The sequence below is a fragment of the Pseudomonas sp. GM55 genome (assembly GCF_000282395.1).
GTDB classification, from domain to species: Bacteria; Pseudomonadota; Gammaproteobacteria; order Pseudomonadales; family Pseudomonadaceae; genus Aquipseudomonas; species Aquipseudomonas fluorescens_CC.
In genome coordinates, this window is record NZ_AKJJ01000037.1 from 85,360 (window position 1) to 103,885 (window position 18,526).

Below are 18,526 nucleotides of genomic sequence, written 5' to 3' on the forward strand. Positions count from 1 at the left end.
GTTACACCATCATAAAAAAACGCGGCGCCTGTGAGGGCGCCGCGTTTTTTATTGCCTGCACATCAGAAGTCCAGCGCAACACCTACGTTGATGCCTTGTTGGGTGAAGTCGTCGTCCTTGCGAATGTTGTAGCTGGCGCGCAGTGCCAGGTCCCGGGTGAGGTTGTGGCTCACGCCCAGGTTCAAGCGGCTCAGGTGGGATTGCGGGGTGTAGCCTTGCAGCGTGAACTGATTGTTCGGCAGGTTGTTGAGGTTGATGCTCACGTTCTGGGTGTCGTCGTTGTACTCGCGCTCGACGGCCACTTCGCCGAAAACTTGGGTTTGCGGGGTGAACTGGTATTTGCCCTGCAGGCCAGCGCCCAGGCGGCGGGAAATACGGTCCTGATCGGCGAAAGTCAGCGCCGTGGAGTCGTTGCCGTCCTCCGAGTAACCGTCGACTTGTACCTTGGCGAAATCGGCGCTGACAAACGGCGACAGGTGCCAGGGGCTGCTGGCCTGTTGTGCAATGTCGTAACCCAGGCGAGCGCTGAAGGCTTCGACGTAGCCGCTGGTATCGCCTTTTTCGCCGCGTTCGTTGACGCCCAGCTGGAATTTGCGCTTGAGGCTGTCGTAATCCAGATGCCCGGCCGTCAATGCCGCGTCGGCCCACACACGGTTTTGCTGGTATTGAGCGAACACCGTGCCCAGGTAAGTGTTGAGCTTGTAGTCGGAATCGTTGCTGCCAGCTTCCAGCTTCTGGTTATAGAAACCGGCTGCCAGGCCGACGCGCCAAGCATCATCGAGACGGTAGCTGCCACCGATGTTCAGGTTGGCTCCGTTGCCGTCGGCGCTCACCGCGCTGTCCTGACCGTCAAAGTCCTGATGTTGTCCGCCGCCGGCAACAATCGCTCGCCATTGGCCGACGCCTTGCCAGTTTTCCCAATCGGCCAGCCACTGATTGCGCAATTCATCCTGATGCGCGCGCACGGTGCCCTGGGCCATTTCCGGCAGCAGGGTCAGCTCCCACGGCGCCGCCAGCAGGGAATACGCATAGTCCGCAATCAGGCGCTGTCCGGCTTCGGTGGGGTGCACCGAGTCGTTGAAGATCAGCTTGGTCGGGTCCGGCGTGGCGCTGTTGATGCCGTACCGGGCATTCTCGGTGCAGCCGTTGCCGCTGAAGCAGGTGGCGATGAGGTTCTGGTCTGTGGCCAGGCCAAACTGTGCCGGGTTGGCGAATGTCTCTTTGAGCAGTACCGGAATGTTGAGCGGGATGACTTCGGCATTGATGTTTTGCAGTCGGCTTACCAGTTCAGTGTTGAACTGGTTGCTGAGCTGGGACGTGAACGCTTGCAGCGGGGAGCCGTTGAATGCCGGGGTAAAGCCGATATCGGGCAGCAACCAGACCATGACGTATTTGGCGCCAGCGGTTTGTAGCGCCTGCACGCTGTCGGCCAGTCTGTCAGCTGCGGCGCTGGCCTGGGGCAGGCTGGTGACGCGCCCCTGGAGGAAGTCGTTGCCGCCGCCCGACAGGTAATACAGTGCATTCGGGTCGGCACGGAAGTTGTTCGACGGCAGGTATCCGGCTCGGGTGCGATCTCCGGTGGCGGAAGTGCTGGTGATCGAATTCAAAATCTCATCCGTGCGGTAGCCGCCGACGGCCCAGTTGTTGCCATCGGGCTGACCGTTGCTGGTGCGCACTGCCGAAGATGATGAAGCGGTCTGGTCCGCCGAGAACCCCAGTTTTCCACCCAGTATCTGCGTGGAGTTGAGCGAGCGGACTTCGCCGCTGCCATCCAGATACACCGGCCCCGTACGGTTGGTAAAGCGCTTTGTCGCCCCGGCAGGCCCGCCAGTGTCGGCAAAGGTCCCAGCGTCGTTGAGGCTGTCCCCGAAGACAATGTAGTTCGTATAAGGATTGGGTGCGGCGTTCGCCTGGGCGCATGCCATCGCGAGCAAGCATCCTGCGAGTGGTACAAACAACGACTGTTTGATCATGAGCAAGTCCGTTTATTTATTGTTGTAGTGAACGAAACGACAGTACCAAAAACTTTTGGCCTTTTGCCATCTGTCGCGAAGCCTTTAATAGTTTCGCGGGCAGTACCCCCGGTGATATTGCACGCTCTGCCCAGCTAAGTTACTGTGCCGGAACGTACGAATGAGACCTTCCCCGTGTTGATCATCAGTAAACTCCTGGATCAAGTCATCAAGGCACACGCCCGCTGGCGTTGGCGCGCCTGAATTCTTTTGCCGGCTTCGCCGGACCTGTACCGCTTTGCCTTCTTTACCTGTTTGAAATGCCGCTTTGCTGGCGCTACTCCGGCACCTGACAAAGTGCAGCGCTCTGCGGGTCAATCACTCGAAGGCCATCTTTAAAGTCAGTGAATTCAAGAGGTTTTTAACGCCATGTTGCTGATGATCGATAACTACGACTCCTTTACCTACAACGTTGTGCAGTACCTGGGCGAGCTCGGCTCCCAGGTCAAAGTCGTGCGCAACGATGAACTGACCATCGCTGAAATCGAAGCCCTCAATCCTGAGCGTATCGTTGTGTCCCCCGGTCCTTGCACTCCGACCGAAGCCGGCATCTCGATTGAAGCGATCAAGCATTTTGCCGGCAAACTGCCGATTCTTGGTGTCTGCCTTGGCCACCAATCCATCGGCCAGGCCTTTGGCGGTGACGTGGTGCGCGCCCGTCAAGTGATGCACGGTAAGACTAGCCCGGTATTTCACGAGGACAAGGGTGTATTCGCAGGCCTGAATCGTCCGCTGACGGTGACCCGCTATCATTCATTGATCGTCAAGCGCGAAACCCTGCCCGATTGCCTGGAGCTGACGGCCTGGACCCAGCTCGAAGACGGCTCGGTCGACGAGATCATGGGTCTGCGCCACAAGACCCTGAACATCGAGGGCGTGCAGTTTCACCCGGAATCGATCCTCACCGAGCAGGGCCACGAACTGTTCGCCAACTTCCTCAAACAAACCGGCGGCACGCGCTAAGGACTTTTCATGAACATCAAGACAGCCCTGAGCCGCATCGTCGATCACCTCGACCTCAGTACCGATGAAATGCGCGACGTCATGCGCGAAATCATGACCGGGCAATGCACCGACGCGCAGATCGGCGCGTTCATGATGGCCATGCGCATGAAGAGCGAAAGCATCGATGAAATCGTCGGTGCGGTGTCGGTGATGCGCGAGCTGGCGGACAAAGTCGAACTCAAGACACTCGACGGTGTGGTCGATGTGGTTGGCACCGGCGGTGACGGTGCGAACATCTTCAACGTGTCGACCGCTGCTGCGTTCGTGGTTTCCGCTGCTGGCTGCACCGTGGCCAAACATGGCAACCGTGCAGTCTCGGGCAAGAGCGGCAGTGCTGATCTGCTGGAGGCGGCCGGCATTTACCTGAACCTGACGCCGGTGCAAGTGGCGCGTTGCATTGACAACGTTGGTATTGGTTTCATGTTTGCCCAGACTCATCACTCTGCGATGAAATACGCTGCAAGCCCGCGCCGCGAGCTGGGTCTGCGTACATTGTTCAACATGCTCGGCCCGCTTACGAATCCGGCCGGTGTGAAACATCAGGTGGTAGGCGTATTCACCCAGGCCTTGTGCCGGCCGCTGGCGGAAGTATTGCAGCGTCTGGGCAGCAAACATGTGCTGGTGGTGCATTCGAAGGATGGCCTGGATGAATTCAGCCTGGCGGCACCGACCTTCGTGGCAGAGCTGAAAAACGACCAGATCACCGAGTATTGGGTCGAGCCGGAAGACCTGGGCATGAAGAGCCAGAGCCTGCATGGCCTGGCGGTGGATAGCCCGGCGGCTTCCCTTGAGCTGATTCGCGATGCCCTGGGCAAGCGCAAGACGGAGAACGGTCAGAAAGCGGCCGAAATGATCATGCTCAATGCCGGTGCTGCGCTGTACGCCGCTGACCATGCCAGCAGTTTGAAAGAGGGAGTTGCACTTGCGCACGATGCGCTGCACACCGGTCTCGCTCGAGAGAAGCTCGAGGAACTGGGTGCGTTTACCGCGGTATTCAAAGTGGAGAATGAGGGATGAGTGTACCGACGGTTCTGGAAAACATTCTGGCCCGCAAGGTTCAGGAAGTCGCCGAGCGTAGCGCCCGTGTGAGCTTGAGCGAGCTGGAAAGTCTGGCCAAGGCGGCCGATGCACCCCGTGGTTTTGCCAAGGCATTGCTGGAACAAGCCAAGAAAAAACAGCCAGCGGTGATTGCCGAAATCAAGAAAGCCTCGCCGAGCAAGGGCGTGATCCGCGAGAACTTCATTCCCGCCGATATCGCCAGAAGCTACGAGAAGGGCGGCGCGACCTGCCTGTCAGTACTCACCGACATCGACTACTTCCAGGGCGCCGATGCCTATCTGCAGCAGGCCCGTGCCGCGTGCAACCTGCCGGTGATCCGCAAGGACTTCATGATCGATCCGTACCAGATCGTCGAAGCTCGTGCGCTGGGCGCCGATTGCGTGCTGTTGATCGTCTCCGCACTGGATGACGTGAAAATGGCCGAGCTGGCGGCAGTGGCCAAAAGCGTCAATCTCGATGTGCTGGTTGAAGTGCACGACGGCGATGAGCTGGAGCGCGCGTTGAAAACCCTCGACACGCCGCTGGTCGGGGTAAACAACCGTAACCTGCACACCTTCGACGTCAGCCTGGAAACCACCCTCGACCTGTTGCCGCGTATTCCGCGTGATCGTCTGGTGATCACCGAGAGCGGCATTCTCAACCGCGCCGATGTCGAACTGATGGAAATCAGCGACGTCTATGCGTTCCTGGTCGGCGAAGCCTTCATGCGTGCCGAAAGCCCGGGTACCGAATTGCAGCGCCTGTTTTTCCCTGAGCGTGGTGTTCCCGTCAGCGGCTCGACCCTCGACTGATCTCCCCGCCATTGCAGGCAACCCGACTCCCTGTGGGAGCGGGCTTGCCCGCGATGAGGCCCTCAAATCCCCTAAAGACCTTATGTCTGTCGGAGTCGCCTATGTCGCTGCCAGTCTCTATGACCATCGAAGCCGGCCTGCAAGCCGAGCAGGATCTGTTGGCTTCGGTCTGCGCTGGCGACGCCGAGTTCGGCCTGCTGTTTTGGCAGCCAAGCGATCGGGCGCTGGTCATGCCGCGCCGCTTGAATCGCTTGCCCGGTTTCGAGGCGGCGTGCGAAGTGTCGGCGGCGGCAGGTTGGCCGGTGCTGTTGCGTGAAACCGGTGGCGAGCCGGTGCCGCAATCGGCCTCAACGATCAACATCGCACTGGTTTACGCGCCACCGCGCAGCGAAGGGGATTTGAATCGTATCGAGACCGGTTACCGGCGCTTGTGCGATCCGATCTGTCAGTTGCTCGATGAGTTGGGTGGCACTTCATCTCTGGGGGAAATCGAAGGGGCTTTCTGTGACGGTCGCTTCAACGTCAACCTCGATGGACGCAAAATGGTCGGTACCGCCCAGCGCTGGCGTCAGAGTCAGGGTGGGCAGCGTCCGGTGGGACTGGTGCATGGGGCGATGCTGCTGGATAACGAGCGAGAGTCGATGGTCGCCGCGGTCAATCGTTTCAACGAGGCCTGTGGTCTGGAACAACGAGTCCGCGCCGAAAGCCACATCGCGCTGCATGAGAAGTTCGAGGCGCCCGATGCACTGGCGCGCCTCGACGAACTCTACCGTTTGATGCTGGCGCAGATGTTCAGCGGCTAGGTTTTCGAGCTTATCGCGTACCGAAGACCACCATGGTCTTGCCTTTGACGTCTACCAGGTTGCGTTCTTCCAGATCCTTGAGCACGCGACCGACCATCTCCCGGGAACAACCGACAATCCGCCCGATTTCCTGACGGGTCACCTTGATTTGCATGCCATCGGGGTGAGTCATGGCGTCTGGCTGTTTGCACAGCTCCAGCAGACAGCGGGCAACGCGGCCGGTCACGTCAAAAAATGCCAGGTCACCGACCTTGCGTGTGGTGTTGCGCAGGCGCTGTGCGATTTGTCCGCTGAGGACGTAAAGAATGTCCGGATCCTGCTGGGATAACTCACGGAATTTTATGTAGCTGATTTCTGCAACTTCGCATTCGACCTTGGCTCGCACCCAGGCACTGCGCTCCTGCTCCAGGCCGGCTTGTTCAAACAGGCCCAACTCGCCGAAAAAGTCTCCGGCGTTCAGGTAGGAAATGATCATTTCCCGGCCATCGTCATCTTCGATCAGGATGGTGACTGAGCCTTTGAGGATGAAGAACAGCGTTTCCGAGCGGTCGCCAGCACAAATGATGTTGCTCTTGGCCTGATAACGGCGGCGCTGGCAATGCATCAACAGCTTGTCGAGGTTCTTGATCTTGGGGTTGGGGGCAATAGCAACCATGGTTGTATCCCGAAAAGACTGCACGGTGTGCTTGGTTTTTATGAATAGTGAACGCTGGAGTTAGGCTGGCCATGCGCCATTGAATTGGCGTCAGCTTAACAGACACTTCCTGGAATATTCGAGCATTTACCTACATGGTCGTGGGATAGGTCCTAGGACGTCGGGCGCTGTCAATCACGGGGCCTGTGCTAAGCTGGCGACCCTTTTTTATACAGTGGAGTCTTGGCGATGAAGGCACGCATCCAATGGGCTGGCGAAGCCATGTTCCTCGGCGAATCCGGTAGCGGTCATGTCGTGGTCATGGACGGTCCGCCCGATGCCGGCGGACGCAATCTGGGTGTCCGGCCGATGGAAATGCTGCTGTTGGGTGTCGGCGGTTGCAGCAATTTCGATGTGGTCAGCATCCTCAAGAAGTCCCGCCAGGCGGTCGAGAGCTGTGAAGCTTTCCTTGAAGCCGAGCGTGCGACCGAAGATCCAAAGGTATTCACCAAAATTCACATGCACTTCGTGGTCAAGGGGCGCGGCCTGAAAGAAGCCCAGGTCAAACGCGCCATTGAATTGTCTGCCGAGAAGTATTGCTCGGCCTCGATCATGCTGGGCGCGGCGGGCGTGGCAATCACCCACGACTACGAAATCATCGAACTCGGTTGAATCGACATTCAACTATCATAAAAGCAGTGCAGACTCTGGCGAACACAAGCTGACGTCTGCATAATGCGCCACTTTTTTCAGGGTAGTGGCCCGTCAGCCGACAGGCCTCGTACCCGAACAGACAACCAAAATCGCCATCGCGAAGAGGTGTTAACCGTCCTACGCAGGTGCGTTGTTCGCATCTGACGGGCATGCTTGATCACGCGGCCGGGCCGCAAGCACATAGAGAGTTTTTAACGGTGAAAAGCAAACTCAAGCTCCACGGGTTCAATAACCTGACAAAGACCTTGAGCTTCAACATCTATGACATCTGCTACGCGGAAACCCCGCAAGACCAGCAGGCTTACGTCGAGTACATCAATAAAGAGTACAACGCGAAACGCCTGACGCAGATTCTCACGGAAGTTGTCGATATCATTGGTGCCAACATCCTGAACATTGCCAGTCAGGACTATGAGCCGCAGGGCGCCAGCGTCACGATCCTGATCTCCGAGGAGCCGGTAACCCCGACCGACAGTCAGATCGAAGAATCCCCGGGCCCGCTGCCCGAAATCATTCTGGCCCACCTCGACAAGAGCCACATCACGGTGCACACCTACCCGGAAATCCATCCGGTCAGCGGTATTGCAACTTTCCGTGTAGACATCGACGTGTCGACTTGCGGGGTCATTTCACCGCTTAAAGCGCTCAACTTCCTGATTCACCAGTTCGATTCGGACATCGTGACCGTGGACTACCGTGTGCGCGGCTTCACCCGAGACGTTGAAGGCAAAAAGCACTTCATCGACCATGAGATCAATTCGATCCAGAACTACCTCTCCGATGACACTTACGACGCGTACCAGATGACTGACGTAAACGTGTACCAGGAAAACCTGTTCCACACCAAGATGCTGCTGAAAAACTTCGAACTGGATAACTACCTGTTCGGCGACGCCACCAGCAATCTGTCCTCTGAGCAACGCGCCCAGGTGACCGAGCGGGTGAAACACGAAATGCTCGAAATCTTCTACGCACGCAACATGGCGTAAAACTCTCGAACACAAAAAAGGCGACTCCATCACGGCAGTCGCCTTTTTTATTGCCGGATACACTCCCTGTAGGAGCTGGCTTGCCAGCGAAGACACCCAGTCAGGCAACCGAGGGATCAGATCCTGTAAGTACTCTTGGTCATCACCTTGGCCATCAGGCTCATCCCGAATTTTATCGGTGCCGGAAAGCGGAACCCGCCAGCATCCAGTGCACTTTCGGCATGCTGTTCTTCATCGATACGCATCTGCTCAAGAATTGCCCGGGATTTTTCATCCTCGGCCGGCAATTGTTCCAGGTGTTCGTTCAGGTGTTTGCACACCTGGTCTTCCGTAGCTGCAACGAACCCCAGGCTGACTTTATCGCTGATCAGGCCGGCCACTGCGCCAATCCCGAAAGACATGCCATAAAACAGTGGATTGAGGATGCTGGTGTGGCTACCCAGTTGATGGATGCGTTGTTCGCACCAGACCAGGTGATCGATTTCTTCTTCGGCGGCATGCTCCATGGCAGCACGCACTTGCGGCAGTTTGGCGGTCAGCGCCTGCCCCTGATACAGCGCCTGGGCACAGACTTCGCCGGTATGGTTGATGCGCATCAGGCCGGCAACGTGGCGCGTGTCTTCATCGCTCATTTTCGCATCCGGCTGCACGATAGCGGGCGACGGACGGTACGGCTGGCCACTGAAGGGCAGCAGGGTGCGCATCGCGGCATCGGCTTGCAGCAGAAGGCGGTCAATCGGCGAGTAGTGACGTTGGGTAGTCATGCTGACCTCCGGGGGGGAATTTCGGTGGCCAGTTTAACCCAAACGGCCGGGGAAGGATTGCGCCGGGTCAGTCGTCCCCGTAGGAGCTGGCTTGCCAGCGAACAAAGCGACGCGGTTAACCTGATTCACCGCGCTATCGTTCTTCGCTGGCAAGCCAGCTCCTACAAGGGTGGGGTGGTCAATCAGCCCGGCGGCCAGTGCATCTGGCGCTGACCCAGCACGTGCATATGAATGTGGTAGACGGTTTGTCCGCCCAATTCATTGCAGTTCATGACCACGCGGAAACCTTTTTCGCAGCCCAGTTCCAGGGCCAGACGCTGGGCGGTGAACAGAATATGCCCGGCCAGCGCCTTGTCGTCCTCGGTGAGGTCATTAAGGGTGCGCACCGGTTTCTTCGGGACCACCAGGAAATGTACCGGTGCCTGTGGGGCAATGTCGTGGAAGGCCAGTACCTGGTCGTCCTCGTAAATGATCTTCGCCGGGATTTCCCGGTTGATGATCTTGGTGAACAGAGTATCCACAGCTGTTTTCTCCGTTGTTTGGGCTGGCCAGAGTGTACTCATGGCTTATGCCAGCGCCCAGCCTTTTACCTTGAGTTGGATCAGCGCGGGCAGTAAGCCTTGTTGACCATGCCGGCGATTGTGCGAGTCAGCCAGCGCGAGCCGAGCCTTGGCAGGAAGGCAAGCCAGCGGTTGCGCCGTCCTGGAATAATGATCGCTCGATTCTTTTCCAGTGCGCGCACGGTGTAGAGCGCCACTTCTTCGGGGCTCATCAACAGCTTGCTGTTGGTCAGTTTGTCGCTGTTGAGCTGCGCGGTGCGGAAAAACGCCGTGCGGGTCGGTCCGGGGCAAAGCACGGAAACCTTGACCGCGCACTTTTTCAGCTCGACGCGCAATCCTTCGGAAAAGTGCAGCACATAGGCCTTGCTGGCGTAATAGGTGCTCATCCACGGTCCCGGTTGAAACGCCGCTACCGAGGCCACATTCAGGATCTGCCCGCCGCCCTGCAGGGCCATGCTGTTGCCGATGGCGTGACACAGGCGGGTGAGGGCGAGGATGTTCACTTCGATCAGATCTTGCTCGGTCATCCAGTCCTGGGCCAGAAACGGGCCGCATGTGCCGATGCCGGCGCAGTTGATCAGCAGATCGATCTGCCGGTCGCCTTCTTCCAGCTCCAGCAGGAATCCGGACAGGCGCAGCGGTTCGCCCAGGTCACAGGCACGGAACAACACTTCCACACCGAACCTTTGGGTCAGTTCAATCGCAATGCTTTCCAGCTGATCACGTTGTCGGGCCACTAGAATCAGGCTGCGGCCGCGCCGGGCCAGCGCTTCGGCCATTGCCAGGCCGATGCCGCTGGAGGCGCCAGTGATCAGAGCGTAACGGGTCATGCAGTTCTCCATCGCAACAGCTCCGCGCCGCGACGCAGGTGTCACGGGCCAGGAGCGCTGTTCATTCTTTCGCAGAGTCTACAGGGGGCTGGGCCTCTTCGGCTGCATCGTTGGCGGAATTTGGCAGCGGTTCGACCTCGACGTCGATTTCATCCGTGATGACCGAACTGCTTTCGTAGCTGCTCTGGGCGGCGCTTTCGTATTCATCCTGTATCGCCGTGAGACCTCCGGCCAGGGTGCCGACCAGGATCAGCGCGATAAATACCAGCCACAGCGATGACAATACCTTGACCGCAGTGCTGTTCGGCGGAGGTGGCGGGCCGTAGCGGTTGGCCAGTTCGTTTCCCGGGACGACCATGATCACAAACGGAAAGAAACTGCCAACAAACGGCACCAGGTTCAGCAGCCACAGCCAGCCGGACCAACCGGCATCGTGTAAACGCTGAACGGTGATCTGGATGCTGACGAAGGCAAATCCGACAAACAGGATCAACGCCAGAAAGCCGCCCAATATCAGGCCGGCGGTCGAATCCGCGCCGATGAGGGCCAGCGCGACCAAGGCAAACACCCCACAAACAGCCAGGAGCACAAGTGTCAGCACCAGCGTCCAGGCGAGGTATCGCAAGCGGCCGATACGGCCATCGAAACTGAATGGCTTGAGTGTGGCGAATTCCGCCACGGCTTCGCCGACGGGGGCGCGAGGTGGAGCGTAAGGAGACAGCGGATCCGCCAAATCTGCCTGGCTGCTGGCCGGGGTATGGTCATGCACGTCGGCGAGGTTCAACTCGATCGGTGTTTCGCCTTCGATGTGGGCGTCGATACCGGTTTTGCTCAACGCCTGGAGATAGGTCAGGGCATCGGCCTGCGACAGGTTGCGTTTGAGCGCTACCGGGCGCCCGCTGAACAGGCGCTCGATGGCCGCAACATCGCTTTTGAACAACTCGGCGAGGTTGAGCTTTGCAGTGGCGATGTCGACACCGGGCAGCAAGCCACCCTCGAAGACGATCTTGAAACGGTTTTCGTCCATATTCGAGGCATCCTTGTCGCGAGAGGTTGAAAGAAGAATCTTGTGTCCGGGCGAGTGTAAGGCCAGCCGGGTGAGGCTGGCCAAGTTTTACGGTCAGCGCGGCCAGCGTTTGTGCAACCGGGCCGCATGCTCCAAGGCCTGGCGGTACTCCGCGTCGAGACGTGCAATCAACTGCTCGACGCTCGGCAAGTCCTCGATTTCTCCCACACCCTGGCCTGCGGACCAAACGGTCTTCCAGGCTTTGGCCTCATCGCTCACGGGTTTGAGCTTGGAACCGAAGTTGATCTCGCCCTTGCCTTGCAAGGCGGCCGTGTCGAAACCGGCGGCCTCCAGGCTCTGGCGCATGAAGCTCGCGGGGACACCTGACACGGCTGGAGTATGGATGATGTCCGCCGCTTTGGAAGTCAGCAGCATTTCTTTGTAGGCTTCAGGTGCGTGACTTTCGGTCGTGCCGATAAATCGCGTGCCGAAGTAAGCCAGATCAGCGCCGAGCAATTGGGCGGCAAGAATTTCGTGGCCGTGGTTCAAGCAACCTGCCAGCAACAGGGTCTTGTCGAAGAACTGGCGGATTTCGGCAATCAGCGAGAACGGGCTCCAGGTCCCTGCGTGCCCACCGGCGCCGGCCGCCACGGCGATCAAACCATCCACGCCTGCTTCGGCTGCTTTCTCGGCATGACGACGGGTTGTCACGTCATGGAACACCAGGCCACCGTAGCCATGGACCGTGTCGACCAGTTCTTTCACGGCGCCGAGGCTGGTGATCACGATCGGCACTTTGTGTTCGACGCAGATCTGCAGATCCGCCTGCAGGCGTGGATTGCTGTTATGGACGATCAGGTTCACGGCATAAGGAGCGGGGTTTTCCAATGTCGCCAGCCCCGCTTCGATTTCCTCCAGCCAGGCCTTGAAACCGCTGCTTTCACGCTGATTCAGGGCCGGGAAGCTGCCGACCACCCCTTGGCGACAACAGGCGAGTACCAATTGCGGATTGGAAATCAGGAACATCGGCGCTGCCACTACGGGCAGACGCAAACGTTGTTCGAGCAGAGCGGGCAGCGACATTGGAAGTACCCCGGTGAGTTGTACCTATTGGATTTAGAACGGCCGAACGACGACCAGAATTACGATTGCCAGCAATATCAGAACCGGAACCTCATTGAACCAGCGATAAAAGACATGGCTGCGGGTGTTTTCGCCACGGGCAAAACGTTTTACCTGCGCGCCGCACATGTGGTGGTAGCCGATCAGAATCACCACCAGCGTCAGCTTGGCGTGCATCCAGCCACCCTGAGTGAAATATGCACTCGGATTGAGGCTGATCAGCCAGCCGCCGAATATCAACGTGGCGATCATCGCCGGCCCCATGATGCCCCGGTAGAGCTTGCGCTCCATGATGCTGAAGCGTTCCTTGCTGACGGTATCTTCGCTTTGGGCGTGATAGACGAACAGCCGTGGCAGGTAGAACAGGCCGGCAAACCAGCTGACGACGCTGACGATGTGAAGCGCTTTGAGCCACAGATAAAGCATTTTTGGTTATTCCCCAATTCACGGTAGCCGGAATAGTAGAGGCTTGAGGCTCCGCACGTCACCTTGACGGTTGTCGCAGGGGCGCGCGCGCCCTATTATCGACGGCTTTCCAGTGGGTTCGTTGAGGGCAGGTTTATGGTCAAGGTCGGTATCGTCGGCGGCACGGGTTACACCGGTGTCGAACTGCTGCGTCTGTTGGCACAGCATCCGCAAGCTGAAGTGGTTGTCATCACTTCCCGATCCGAGGCCGGCCTGGCCGTGGCCGACATGTACCCGAACCTGCGAGGCCATTACGACGGCCTGGCGTTCAGCGTTCCGGACATCAAGACCCTCGGTGCCTGCGATGTGGTGTTCTTCGCCACACCGCACGGTGTTGCCCATGCCTTGGCGGGCGAACTGCTGGCGGCCGGGACCAAGGTCATCGATCTGTCGGCCGACTTCCGCCTGCAAGACGCGGATGAATGGGCCAAGTGGTACGGCCAGCCGCACGGCGCACCGGAGTTGCTGGACGAGGCGGTTTACGGCTTGCCGGAGGTCAATCGCGAGCAGATCAGGAAAGCGCGCCTGATTGCCGTGCCGGGCTGCTATCCAACCGCAACGCAATTGGGTTTCATCCCATTGCTCGAAGCCGGCCTGGCCGATGCTTCGCATCTGATTGCCGACTGCAAATCCGGTGTCAGCGGTGCTGGTCGGGGTGCTTCCGTAGGCTCGCTGTACTCCGAGACGTCGGAAAGCATGAAGGCTTATGCCGTCAAAGGTCACCGTCACCTGCCGGAAATTCGCCAGGGGCTGCGTCGTGCAGCGGGCAAGGACGTCGGCCTGACCTTCGTTCCGCACCTGACACCGATGATTCGCGGCATTCACTCGACGCTTTACGCCACTGTTGTTGATCGCTCGGTGGATCTGCAGGCGCTGTTTGAAAAGCGCTATGCCAACGAACCGTTCGTCGATGTGATGCCGGCCGGCAGCCATCCGGAGACTCGTAGCGTTCGGGGTGCCAACGTCTGCCGTATTGCCGTGCATCGTCCTCAGGACGGTGATCTGGTGGTTGTGCTGTCGGTGATCGACAACCTGGTCAAAGGGGCGTCGGGGCAGGCCGTGCAGAACATGAACATTCTGTTCGGGTTGGACGAGCGTCTGGGCCTGTCCCACGCGGGCATGCTGCCGTAAGGTTTATCGAGCACAGCAAAAGGCCCGTTTGACGGGCCTTTTTGCATTCCGGGCCGGCGATTGGATTGGTTGATATACCATAACAATAGTTGACCGCTTTTCTAGGAGAAGCGGATAATGCGCGTCATCACGCAATATGACGGCGTAACGCCGGGAGATAGTCAGCATGAGCGTCGAATCCTTCACCCCCACGGCTTTGCAATTCACCCACGGTGCCGCGCACAAGGTGAAGAGCCTGGTCGATGAAGAGGGGAATGATCGCTTGAAGCTGCGCGTATTCGTTACGGGCGGCGGTTGTTCAGGTTTTCAGTACGGCTTCACTTTCGATGAAGAAGTGGCCGATGACGACACCATCGTCGAGCGCGAAGGTGTGAGTCTGGTGGTCGATCCGATGAGCTTCCAGTACCTGGCAGGTGCCGAAGTGGACTACCAGGAAGGTCTGGAAGGTTCGCGCTTCGTCATCAAGAACCCGAATGCGACCACCACCTGTGGCTGCGGTTCTTCGTTCTCGATCTGATCAGCTCACCTGTTTCACAAAACGCCGCATGGCCTCAGGGTCTTGCGGCGTTTTGCTGTGTGGAGGATTTATGCGGGGTAGATGGCGCCGAGTACGCGTAAACCACGGGCACCGGTAACGCTCGGACGGTTGGCTGCGATGCCTTCGAGGCAGCAATGAGCCAGCCATGCGAAGGCCATGGCTTCGACCCAGTCGGGGTCTACACCGTAAGTAGCGGTGCTGCTGACACTTGCGTTTGGCAACAGGTTGGCCAGGCGAGTCATCAGTGCGGTGTTGTGGGCGCCGCCGCCGCAGACCAGCAGTTCCTGCGTGTCTGCCTGGGCGCTTTGCAATGACTCGATGATGCTCAGCGCGGTCAGCTCAAGCAGCGTCGCCTGAACATCTTCGGCGCTGAAGGCTGGCAGTTGTGCCAGATGTTGCGTCAGCCATGGCAGGTTGAACACTTCCCGGCCGGTACTCTTCGGGCCTTTTGTGACAAAGAACGGATCGCTGAGCAGCGCATTCAACAGCGCCGGTTGAACGTTGCCACTGGCAGCCCATTGGCCGTCACGGTCAAAGTGATCGCCGCGTTGCTGATGAATCCAGGCGTCCAGCAGCACATTGCCCGGGCCGCAGTCGAAACCGGCAACCGGCTTGCCGGGCTCGATCAGGCTGAGGTTGCTGAAGCCGCCTACGTTCAGCACGGCGCGGTTGCCAGCCCGCTCTTCAAACAAGGCCTCATGAAAGGCGGGAACCAACGGTGCGCCTTGCCCGCCGGCTGCCACATCGCGGCTGCGGAAGTCGCTGACCACGGTAATGCCGGTCAGCTCCGTCAGCAGGGCCGGGTTGCCGATCTGCACGGTGAAACCGCGTGCCGGTTCATGGCGGATGGTCTGGCCATGGCTACCGATTGCACGAATGTCGTCAGGTTTCAGTTGCTGCTGAGCGAGAAGGGCATGGATCCCTTGGGCTGCCAGTTTTACCCAGTTCTGCTGGGCGATGGCGGAGCGGGCAATTTCGTCCGGGCCACTGGCGCACAAGCCCAGTAGCTCGGAGCGCAGGGAATCGGGCATCGGGATGTAGTGGGAGGCGATCAACCTGATCGCCGGGGCTTGCTCGATCAGCGCGATGTCCAGGCCATCAAGGCTGGTTCCGGACATCACACCTATATAGAACGCCATGACTTAACGCTTGCTCGAAGCTAGCAGAGTGGCTTTTTCCTGTTCCATGCGCGCCATCAGCGGCTGGCTTTGGGCGAGGAAGCGTGCGCGTTCGGCCTTGGCAATCGGATCGGCCATTGGCAGTTTCTGGCCCAGCGGGTCGACATGCACGCCATTGACCTGGAACTCGTAATGCAGGTGGGGCCCGGTGGAGAGGCCGGTAGTGCCGATATAGCCGATCACCTGGCCCTGCTTCACCGTGCCGCCAGTCTTCACGCCTTTGGCGAAGCCTTGCATGTGGCCGTAGAGCGTGGTGTAGGTATTGCCGTGCTGGAGGACCACGGTATTGCCGTAGCCACCACGGCGGCCGGCCAGCAACACCTTGCCATCACCGGCAGCCTTGATCGGCGTGCCGCGCGGCGCAGCGTAGTCGACACCTTTGTGGGCGCGGATCTTGTTCAGGATCGGGTGTTTGCGGCCCATGGAAAACTTCGAGCTGATGCGGGCAAAGTCCACCGGTGTGCGGATGAACGCCTTGCGCATGCTGTTGCCGTCAGCGGTGTAGTAGCTGCTGTTGCCTTGTTTGTTGGTGTAGCGCACGGCGGTGTAGGTCTTGCCGCGGTTGGTGAAGCGTGCCGACAGGATTGGGCCGTTGCCGACGGCTTTGCCGTTGACCACCTTTTGCTCGTAGATCACGTCGAATTCGTCGCCCTGGCGAATGTCCTGGGCGAAGTCCACGTCGTAGCCAAACACACTGGCCATGTCCATGGTCAGGCTGTGGGACAGGCCGGCACGTGCTGCGGATTGCGACAGCGAACTGTTGATCACGCCGTGAACGTAAGCGGAGCGCACGGTCGGTTTCGCGGTAGTGCGGTTGAACGTGTAGCCCTTGTCGTTCCTGGTCAGGCTGATGCTTTCGAGGTCGTTGAGCTTGCTGTGCAGGTTGCTCAACTGGCCGTCAGGACTCAGTTCGAATTCGAGTTTCTGCCCATGCTTGAGCTGGCTGAATTGCTTGGCCTGCTTGTCGCTGGCCAGTATTTCATGCACCGAGGTGGTGGGGAGGCCGACTTTCGCGAACAGCGTAGAAAGGGTGTCGCCCTTGCCAACGATCACTTCCCTGTGGCTTGCCGGCTTCTTTTCTTCGATGACCGGCGCCGGTTCGGCTTGAGCTGTTTCCTGAGTGTCCTCGGCGCTGTTGTCGATCTGCGCGAAGGGAGATGTTGCCGGTTCATTTGTGGCTTGAACGGCGTCAGCAGCGTCTTGATCTTGTGTCAGTTGTTCAGCAGGACTTTCCAGTTCAAGACTAAGGGTCGTCTTTTTGGCTTCAACATCGCTGGACGGGAATACCAGGAGCGCCAGGCTGAGAAGGGCGGCGATGCCACTTGCGGCAAGCAAGTGGGTCTTCGGGTAAAGCGGCGGCGCTTTAGACGATTCTGTGGTCATAAATGGTTTTGACTTTGAAAAAGATGAATTGGAAAAGATGAATGACATGATGAAGATGAAATAACTGTATAAAATATAACCAAATCATCTTTGAAGCAAGTCCGCAGGCACCCTGTCTGCGGATTGGCGTCCGTGCGCCGGGCAAACCTTGTATTTGACGCGCGATCTTGTATGGTTGGTTCCCTTTGAATCTGAGCCTTGCGGGTCTGTTATGAAGTCGGTTGAAGAGCAGCTAGCGCTGATCAAACGTGGTGCGGAAGAACTGTTGGTCGAGTCCGAGCTGATTGAAAAGCTCAAGCGTGGCCAGCCGCTACGTATTAAGGCGGGCTTCGATCCAACGGCTCCGGATCTGCACTTGGGTCACACCGTGCTTATCAATAAGCTGCGCCAGTTCCAGGAGCTGGGGCATCAGGTAATCTTCCTGATTGGTGACTTCACCGGGATGATCGGTGATCCGAGCGGCAAGAGTGCTACGCGCCCGCCGCTCACTCGCGAGCAGGTCCTCGAGAATGCCGAGACCTACAAGACTCAGGTCTTCAAGATTCTGGATCCGGAAAAAACCGAGGTGGCGTTCAACTCCACCTGGATGGATCAGATGGGGCCGGCCGACTTCATTCGCCTGACTTCGCAGTACACCGTGGCTCGCATGCTCGAGCGCGATGACTTCGACAAGCGCTACACGACCAATCAGCCGATCGCCATTCATGAGTTCCTTTATCCGCTGGTTCAGGGGTACGACTCGGTAGCTCTGCGTGCGGATGTCGAACTCGGCGGCACCGATCAGAAGTTCAACTTGCTCATGGGGCGTGAGCTACAGCGTGGCTATGGTCAGGAAGCTCAGTGCATTTTGACCATGCCGCTGCTTGAAGGCCTGGATGGCGTGAAGAAGATGTCCAAGTCCCTGGGCAACTACGTCGGCATCCAGGAAGCGCCGGGCGTGATGTACAGCAAGCTGGTCTCCATTCCGGATGTGCTGATGTGGCGCTACTTCGAATTGCTCAGCTTCCGCTCCATGGATGAGATCAATGCGTTCCGTGCTGATGTGGAGGCGGGTGCCAATCCGCGCGATATCAAGATCAAGCTGGCTGAAGAGATCGTTGCACGCTTCCATGGTGAGGAGGCTGCGGCCAATGCTCATCGTGCAGCCGGTAACCGTATGAAAGAAGGCGAGCTGCCGGATGATCTGCCAGAGATCGAGTTGATGGCTGCCGAAGATATGCCGATTGCTGCTGTCCTTAATAAGGCTGGCCTGGTGAAGAATTCGGCGATGGCACGAGATCTTCTCGGTTCGGGTGGTGTGCGTATCGATGGTGAGGTGGTTGATCGCACCTTTATATATGTCTTGGGTGCAACCCATGTTTGCCAGGCTGGCAAGAAGGCATTTGCGCGTATTACGCTGAAGGCTGAATAAAGTTGAAATAAAGTGTTGACGGCGAATTTTAGAAGCCTATAATTCGCCCCACTTCCGGCGCAGTCGAAACGGAAAACTCCTTGTAGAACAATGAGTTACGCAAGTTTCAGCAGCAGGTTGCTTCAGGTCAT

At 58.4% G+C, this 18,526-nt stretch carries 19 protein-coding genes; 9 read left to right on the forward strand and 10 right to left on the reverse strand.

Annotation, left to right across the window (positions count from 1 at the left end; translation table 11 throughout):
* Window positions 1–62: 62 nt before the first annotated feature.
* Window positions 63–1,973, reverse strand: a complete 1,911-nt coding sequence (estP, locus tag PMI31_RS08245) for an esterase EstP (protein WP_008017433.1) — start codon at window positions 1,971–1,973, stop codon at window positions 63–65.
* Between the two features lie 408 nt (window positions 1,974–2,381).
* On the opposite strand from estP, the gene PMI31_RS08250 reads away from it, so the two are divergent.
* The 4 genes from PMI31_RS08250 to PMI31_RS08265 all read left to right on the forward strand — a co-directional run bounded on the left by PMI31_RS08250 (window position 2,382) and on the right by PMI31_RS08265 (window position 5,670).
* Window positions 2,382–2,975, forward strand: coding sequence for an aminodeoxychorismate/anthranilate synthase component II (locus tag PMI31_RS08250; RefSeq protein WP_007980194.1), 594 nt, complete (start codon window positions 2,382–2,384; stop codon window positions 2,973–2,975).
* Window positions 2,976–2,984: 9 nt separating this feature from the next.
* On the forward strand, window positions 2,985–4,034 hold the full coding sequence (trpD, locus tag PMI31_RS08255) for an anthranilate phosphoribosyltransferase (protein ID WP_008017434.1): 1,050 nt from the start codon (window positions 2,985–2,987) through the stop codon (window positions 4,032–4,034).
* Entirely contained in the window at window positions 4,031–4,867 is an 837-nt protein-coding gene (gene trpC, locus PMI31_RS08260; protein WP_008017435.1) for an indole-3-glycerol phosphate synthase TrpC, read from the forward strand. Before trpD ends, trpC begins: the two co-directional genes overlap by 4 nt.
* Window positions 4,868–4,968: 101 nt before the next feature.
* Window positions 4,969–5,670: a lipoate--protein ligase family protein gene (locus PMI31_RS08265; RefSeq protein ID WP_008017436.1), complete on the forward strand. Its 702-nt coding sequence runs from the start codon at window positions 4,969–4,971 to the stop codon at window positions 5,668–5,670.
* Between the two features lie 10 nt (window positions 5,671–5,680).
* Here PMI31_RS08265 and crp read toward each other — a convergent pair whose 3' ends face one another.
* Complete coding sequence (gene crp / locus PMI31_RS08270) at window positions 5,681–6,325, reverse strand: cAMP-activated global transcriptional regulator CRP (RefSeq protein WP_008017437.1); 645 nt, start codon at window positions 6,323–6,325, stop codon at window positions 5,681–5,683.
* A 228-nt stretch (window positions 6,326–6,553) separates the two neighbouring features.
* On the opposite strand from crp, the gene PMI31_RS08275 reads away from it, so the two are divergent.
* Window positions 6,554–6,976 carry an OsmC family protein gene (locus PMI31_RS08275; RefSeq protein ID WP_007941657.1) on the forward strand — a complete coding sequence of 141 codons (423 nt, stop codon included), beginning with the start codon at window positions 6,554–6,556 and terminating at the stop codon, window positions 6,974–6,976.
* 239 nt (window positions 6,977–7,215) lie between these two features.
* Window positions 7,216–8,007, forward strand: a complete 792-nt coding sequence (gene speD / locus PMI31_RS08280; RefSeq protein WP_007986012.1) for an adenosylmethionine decarboxylase — start codon at window positions 7,216–7,218, stop codon at window positions 8,005–8,007.
* Window positions 8,008–8,123: 116 nt separating this feature from the next.
* Here speD and coq7 read toward each other — a convergent pair whose 3' ends face one another.
* The 6 genes from coq7 to hemJ all read right to left on the reverse strand — a co-directional run bounded on the left by coq7 (window position 8,124) and on the right by hemJ (window position 12,715).
* Window positions 8,124–8,771, reverse strand: coding sequence for a 2-polyprenyl-3-methyl-6-methoxy-1,4-benzoquinone monooxygenase (gene coq7 / locus PMI31_RS08285; protein ID WP_008017439.1), 648 nt, complete (start codon window positions 8,769–8,771; stop codon window positions 8,124–8,126).
* Window positions 8,772–8,953: 182 nt separating this feature from the next.
* Window positions 8,954–9,292: a histidine triad nucleotide-binding protein gene (locus tag PMI31_RS08290; RefSeq protein ID WP_008017440.1), complete on the reverse strand. Its 339-nt coding sequence runs from the start codon at window positions 9,290–9,292 to the stop codon at window positions 8,954–8,956.
* Window positions 9,293–9,372: 80 nt separating this feature from the next.
* Window positions 9,373–10,161 (reverse strand): SDR family NAD(P)-dependent oxidoreductase, encoded by a 789-nt coding sequence (locus PMI31_RS08295; protein WP_043302278.1) that lies wholly within the window; start codon window positions 10,159–10,161, stop codon window positions 9,373–9,375.
* Window positions 10,162–10,222: 61 nt separating this feature from the next.
* Complete coding sequence (locus PMI31_RS08300) at window positions 10,223–11,188, reverse strand: DUF805 domain-containing protein (RefSeq protein ID WP_008017442.1); 966 nt, start codon at window positions 11,186–11,188, stop codon at window positions 10,223–10,225.
* Window positions 11,189–11,281: 93 nt separating this feature from the next.
* Window positions 11,282–12,250: an NAD(P)H-dependent flavin oxidoreductase gene (locus PMI31_RS08305; protein WP_008017443.1), complete on the reverse strand. Its 969-nt coding sequence runs from the start codon at window positions 12,248–12,250 to the stop codon at window positions 11,282–11,284.
* Window positions 12,251–12,283: 33 nt separating this feature from the next.
* Window positions 12,284–12,715 (reverse strand): protoporphyrinogen oxidase HemJ, encoded by a 432-nt coding sequence (gene hemJ, locus PMI31_RS08310; protein ID WP_008017444.1) that lies wholly within the window; start codon window positions 12,713–12,715, stop codon window positions 12,284–12,286.
* A gap of 135 nt (window positions 12,716–12,850) precedes the next feature.
* Between hemJ and argC the strand changes: the two genes are divergently transcribed.
* Together argC and erpA are read left to right on the forward strand one after the other, a co-directional pair.
* Entirely contained in the window at window positions 12,851–13,885 is a 1,035-nt protein-coding gene (argC, locus tag PMI31_RS08315) for an N-acetyl-gamma-glutamyl-phosphate reductase (protein ID WP_008017445.1), read from the forward strand.
* A 166-nt stretch (window positions 13,886–14,051) separates the two neighbouring features.
* Window positions 14,052–14,402, forward strand: coding sequence for an iron-sulfur cluster insertion protein ErpA (gene erpA, locus PMI31_RS08320; RefSeq protein ID WP_007906865.1), 351 nt, complete (start codon window positions 14,052–14,054; stop codon window positions 14,400–14,402).
* 68 nt (window positions 14,403–14,470) lie between these two features.
* Here erpA and PMI31_RS08325 read toward each other — a convergent pair whose 3' ends face one another.
* Both PMI31_RS08325 and PMI31_RS08330 read right to left on the reverse strand, forming a co-directional pair.
* On the reverse strand, window positions 14,471–15,562 hold the full coding sequence (locus PMI31_RS08325; protein WP_008017446.1) for an anhydro-N-acetylmuramic acid kinase: 1,092 nt from the start codon (window positions 15,560–15,562) through the stop codon (window positions 14,471–14,473).
* A gap of 3 nt (window positions 15,563–15,565) precedes the next feature.
* Entirely contained in the window at window positions 15,566–16,984 is a 1,419-nt protein-coding gene (locus tag PMI31_RS08330; RefSeq protein ID WP_008017447.1) for a peptidoglycan DD-metalloendopeptidase family protein, read from the reverse strand.
* Between the two features lie 211 nt (window positions 16,985–17,195).
* Here PMI31_RS08330 and tyrS point away from each other — a divergent pair, with 211 nt between their 5' ends.
* The gene (gene tyrS, locus PMI31_RS08335; RefSeq protein WP_008017448.1) at window positions 17,196–18,395 is read left to right on the forward strand and encodes a tyrosine--tRNA ligase; all 1,200 of its coding nucleotides are present in this window, start codon (window positions 17,196–17,198) and stop codon (window positions 18,393–18,395) included.
* Window positions 18,396–18,526 lie beyond the last annotated feature (131 nt).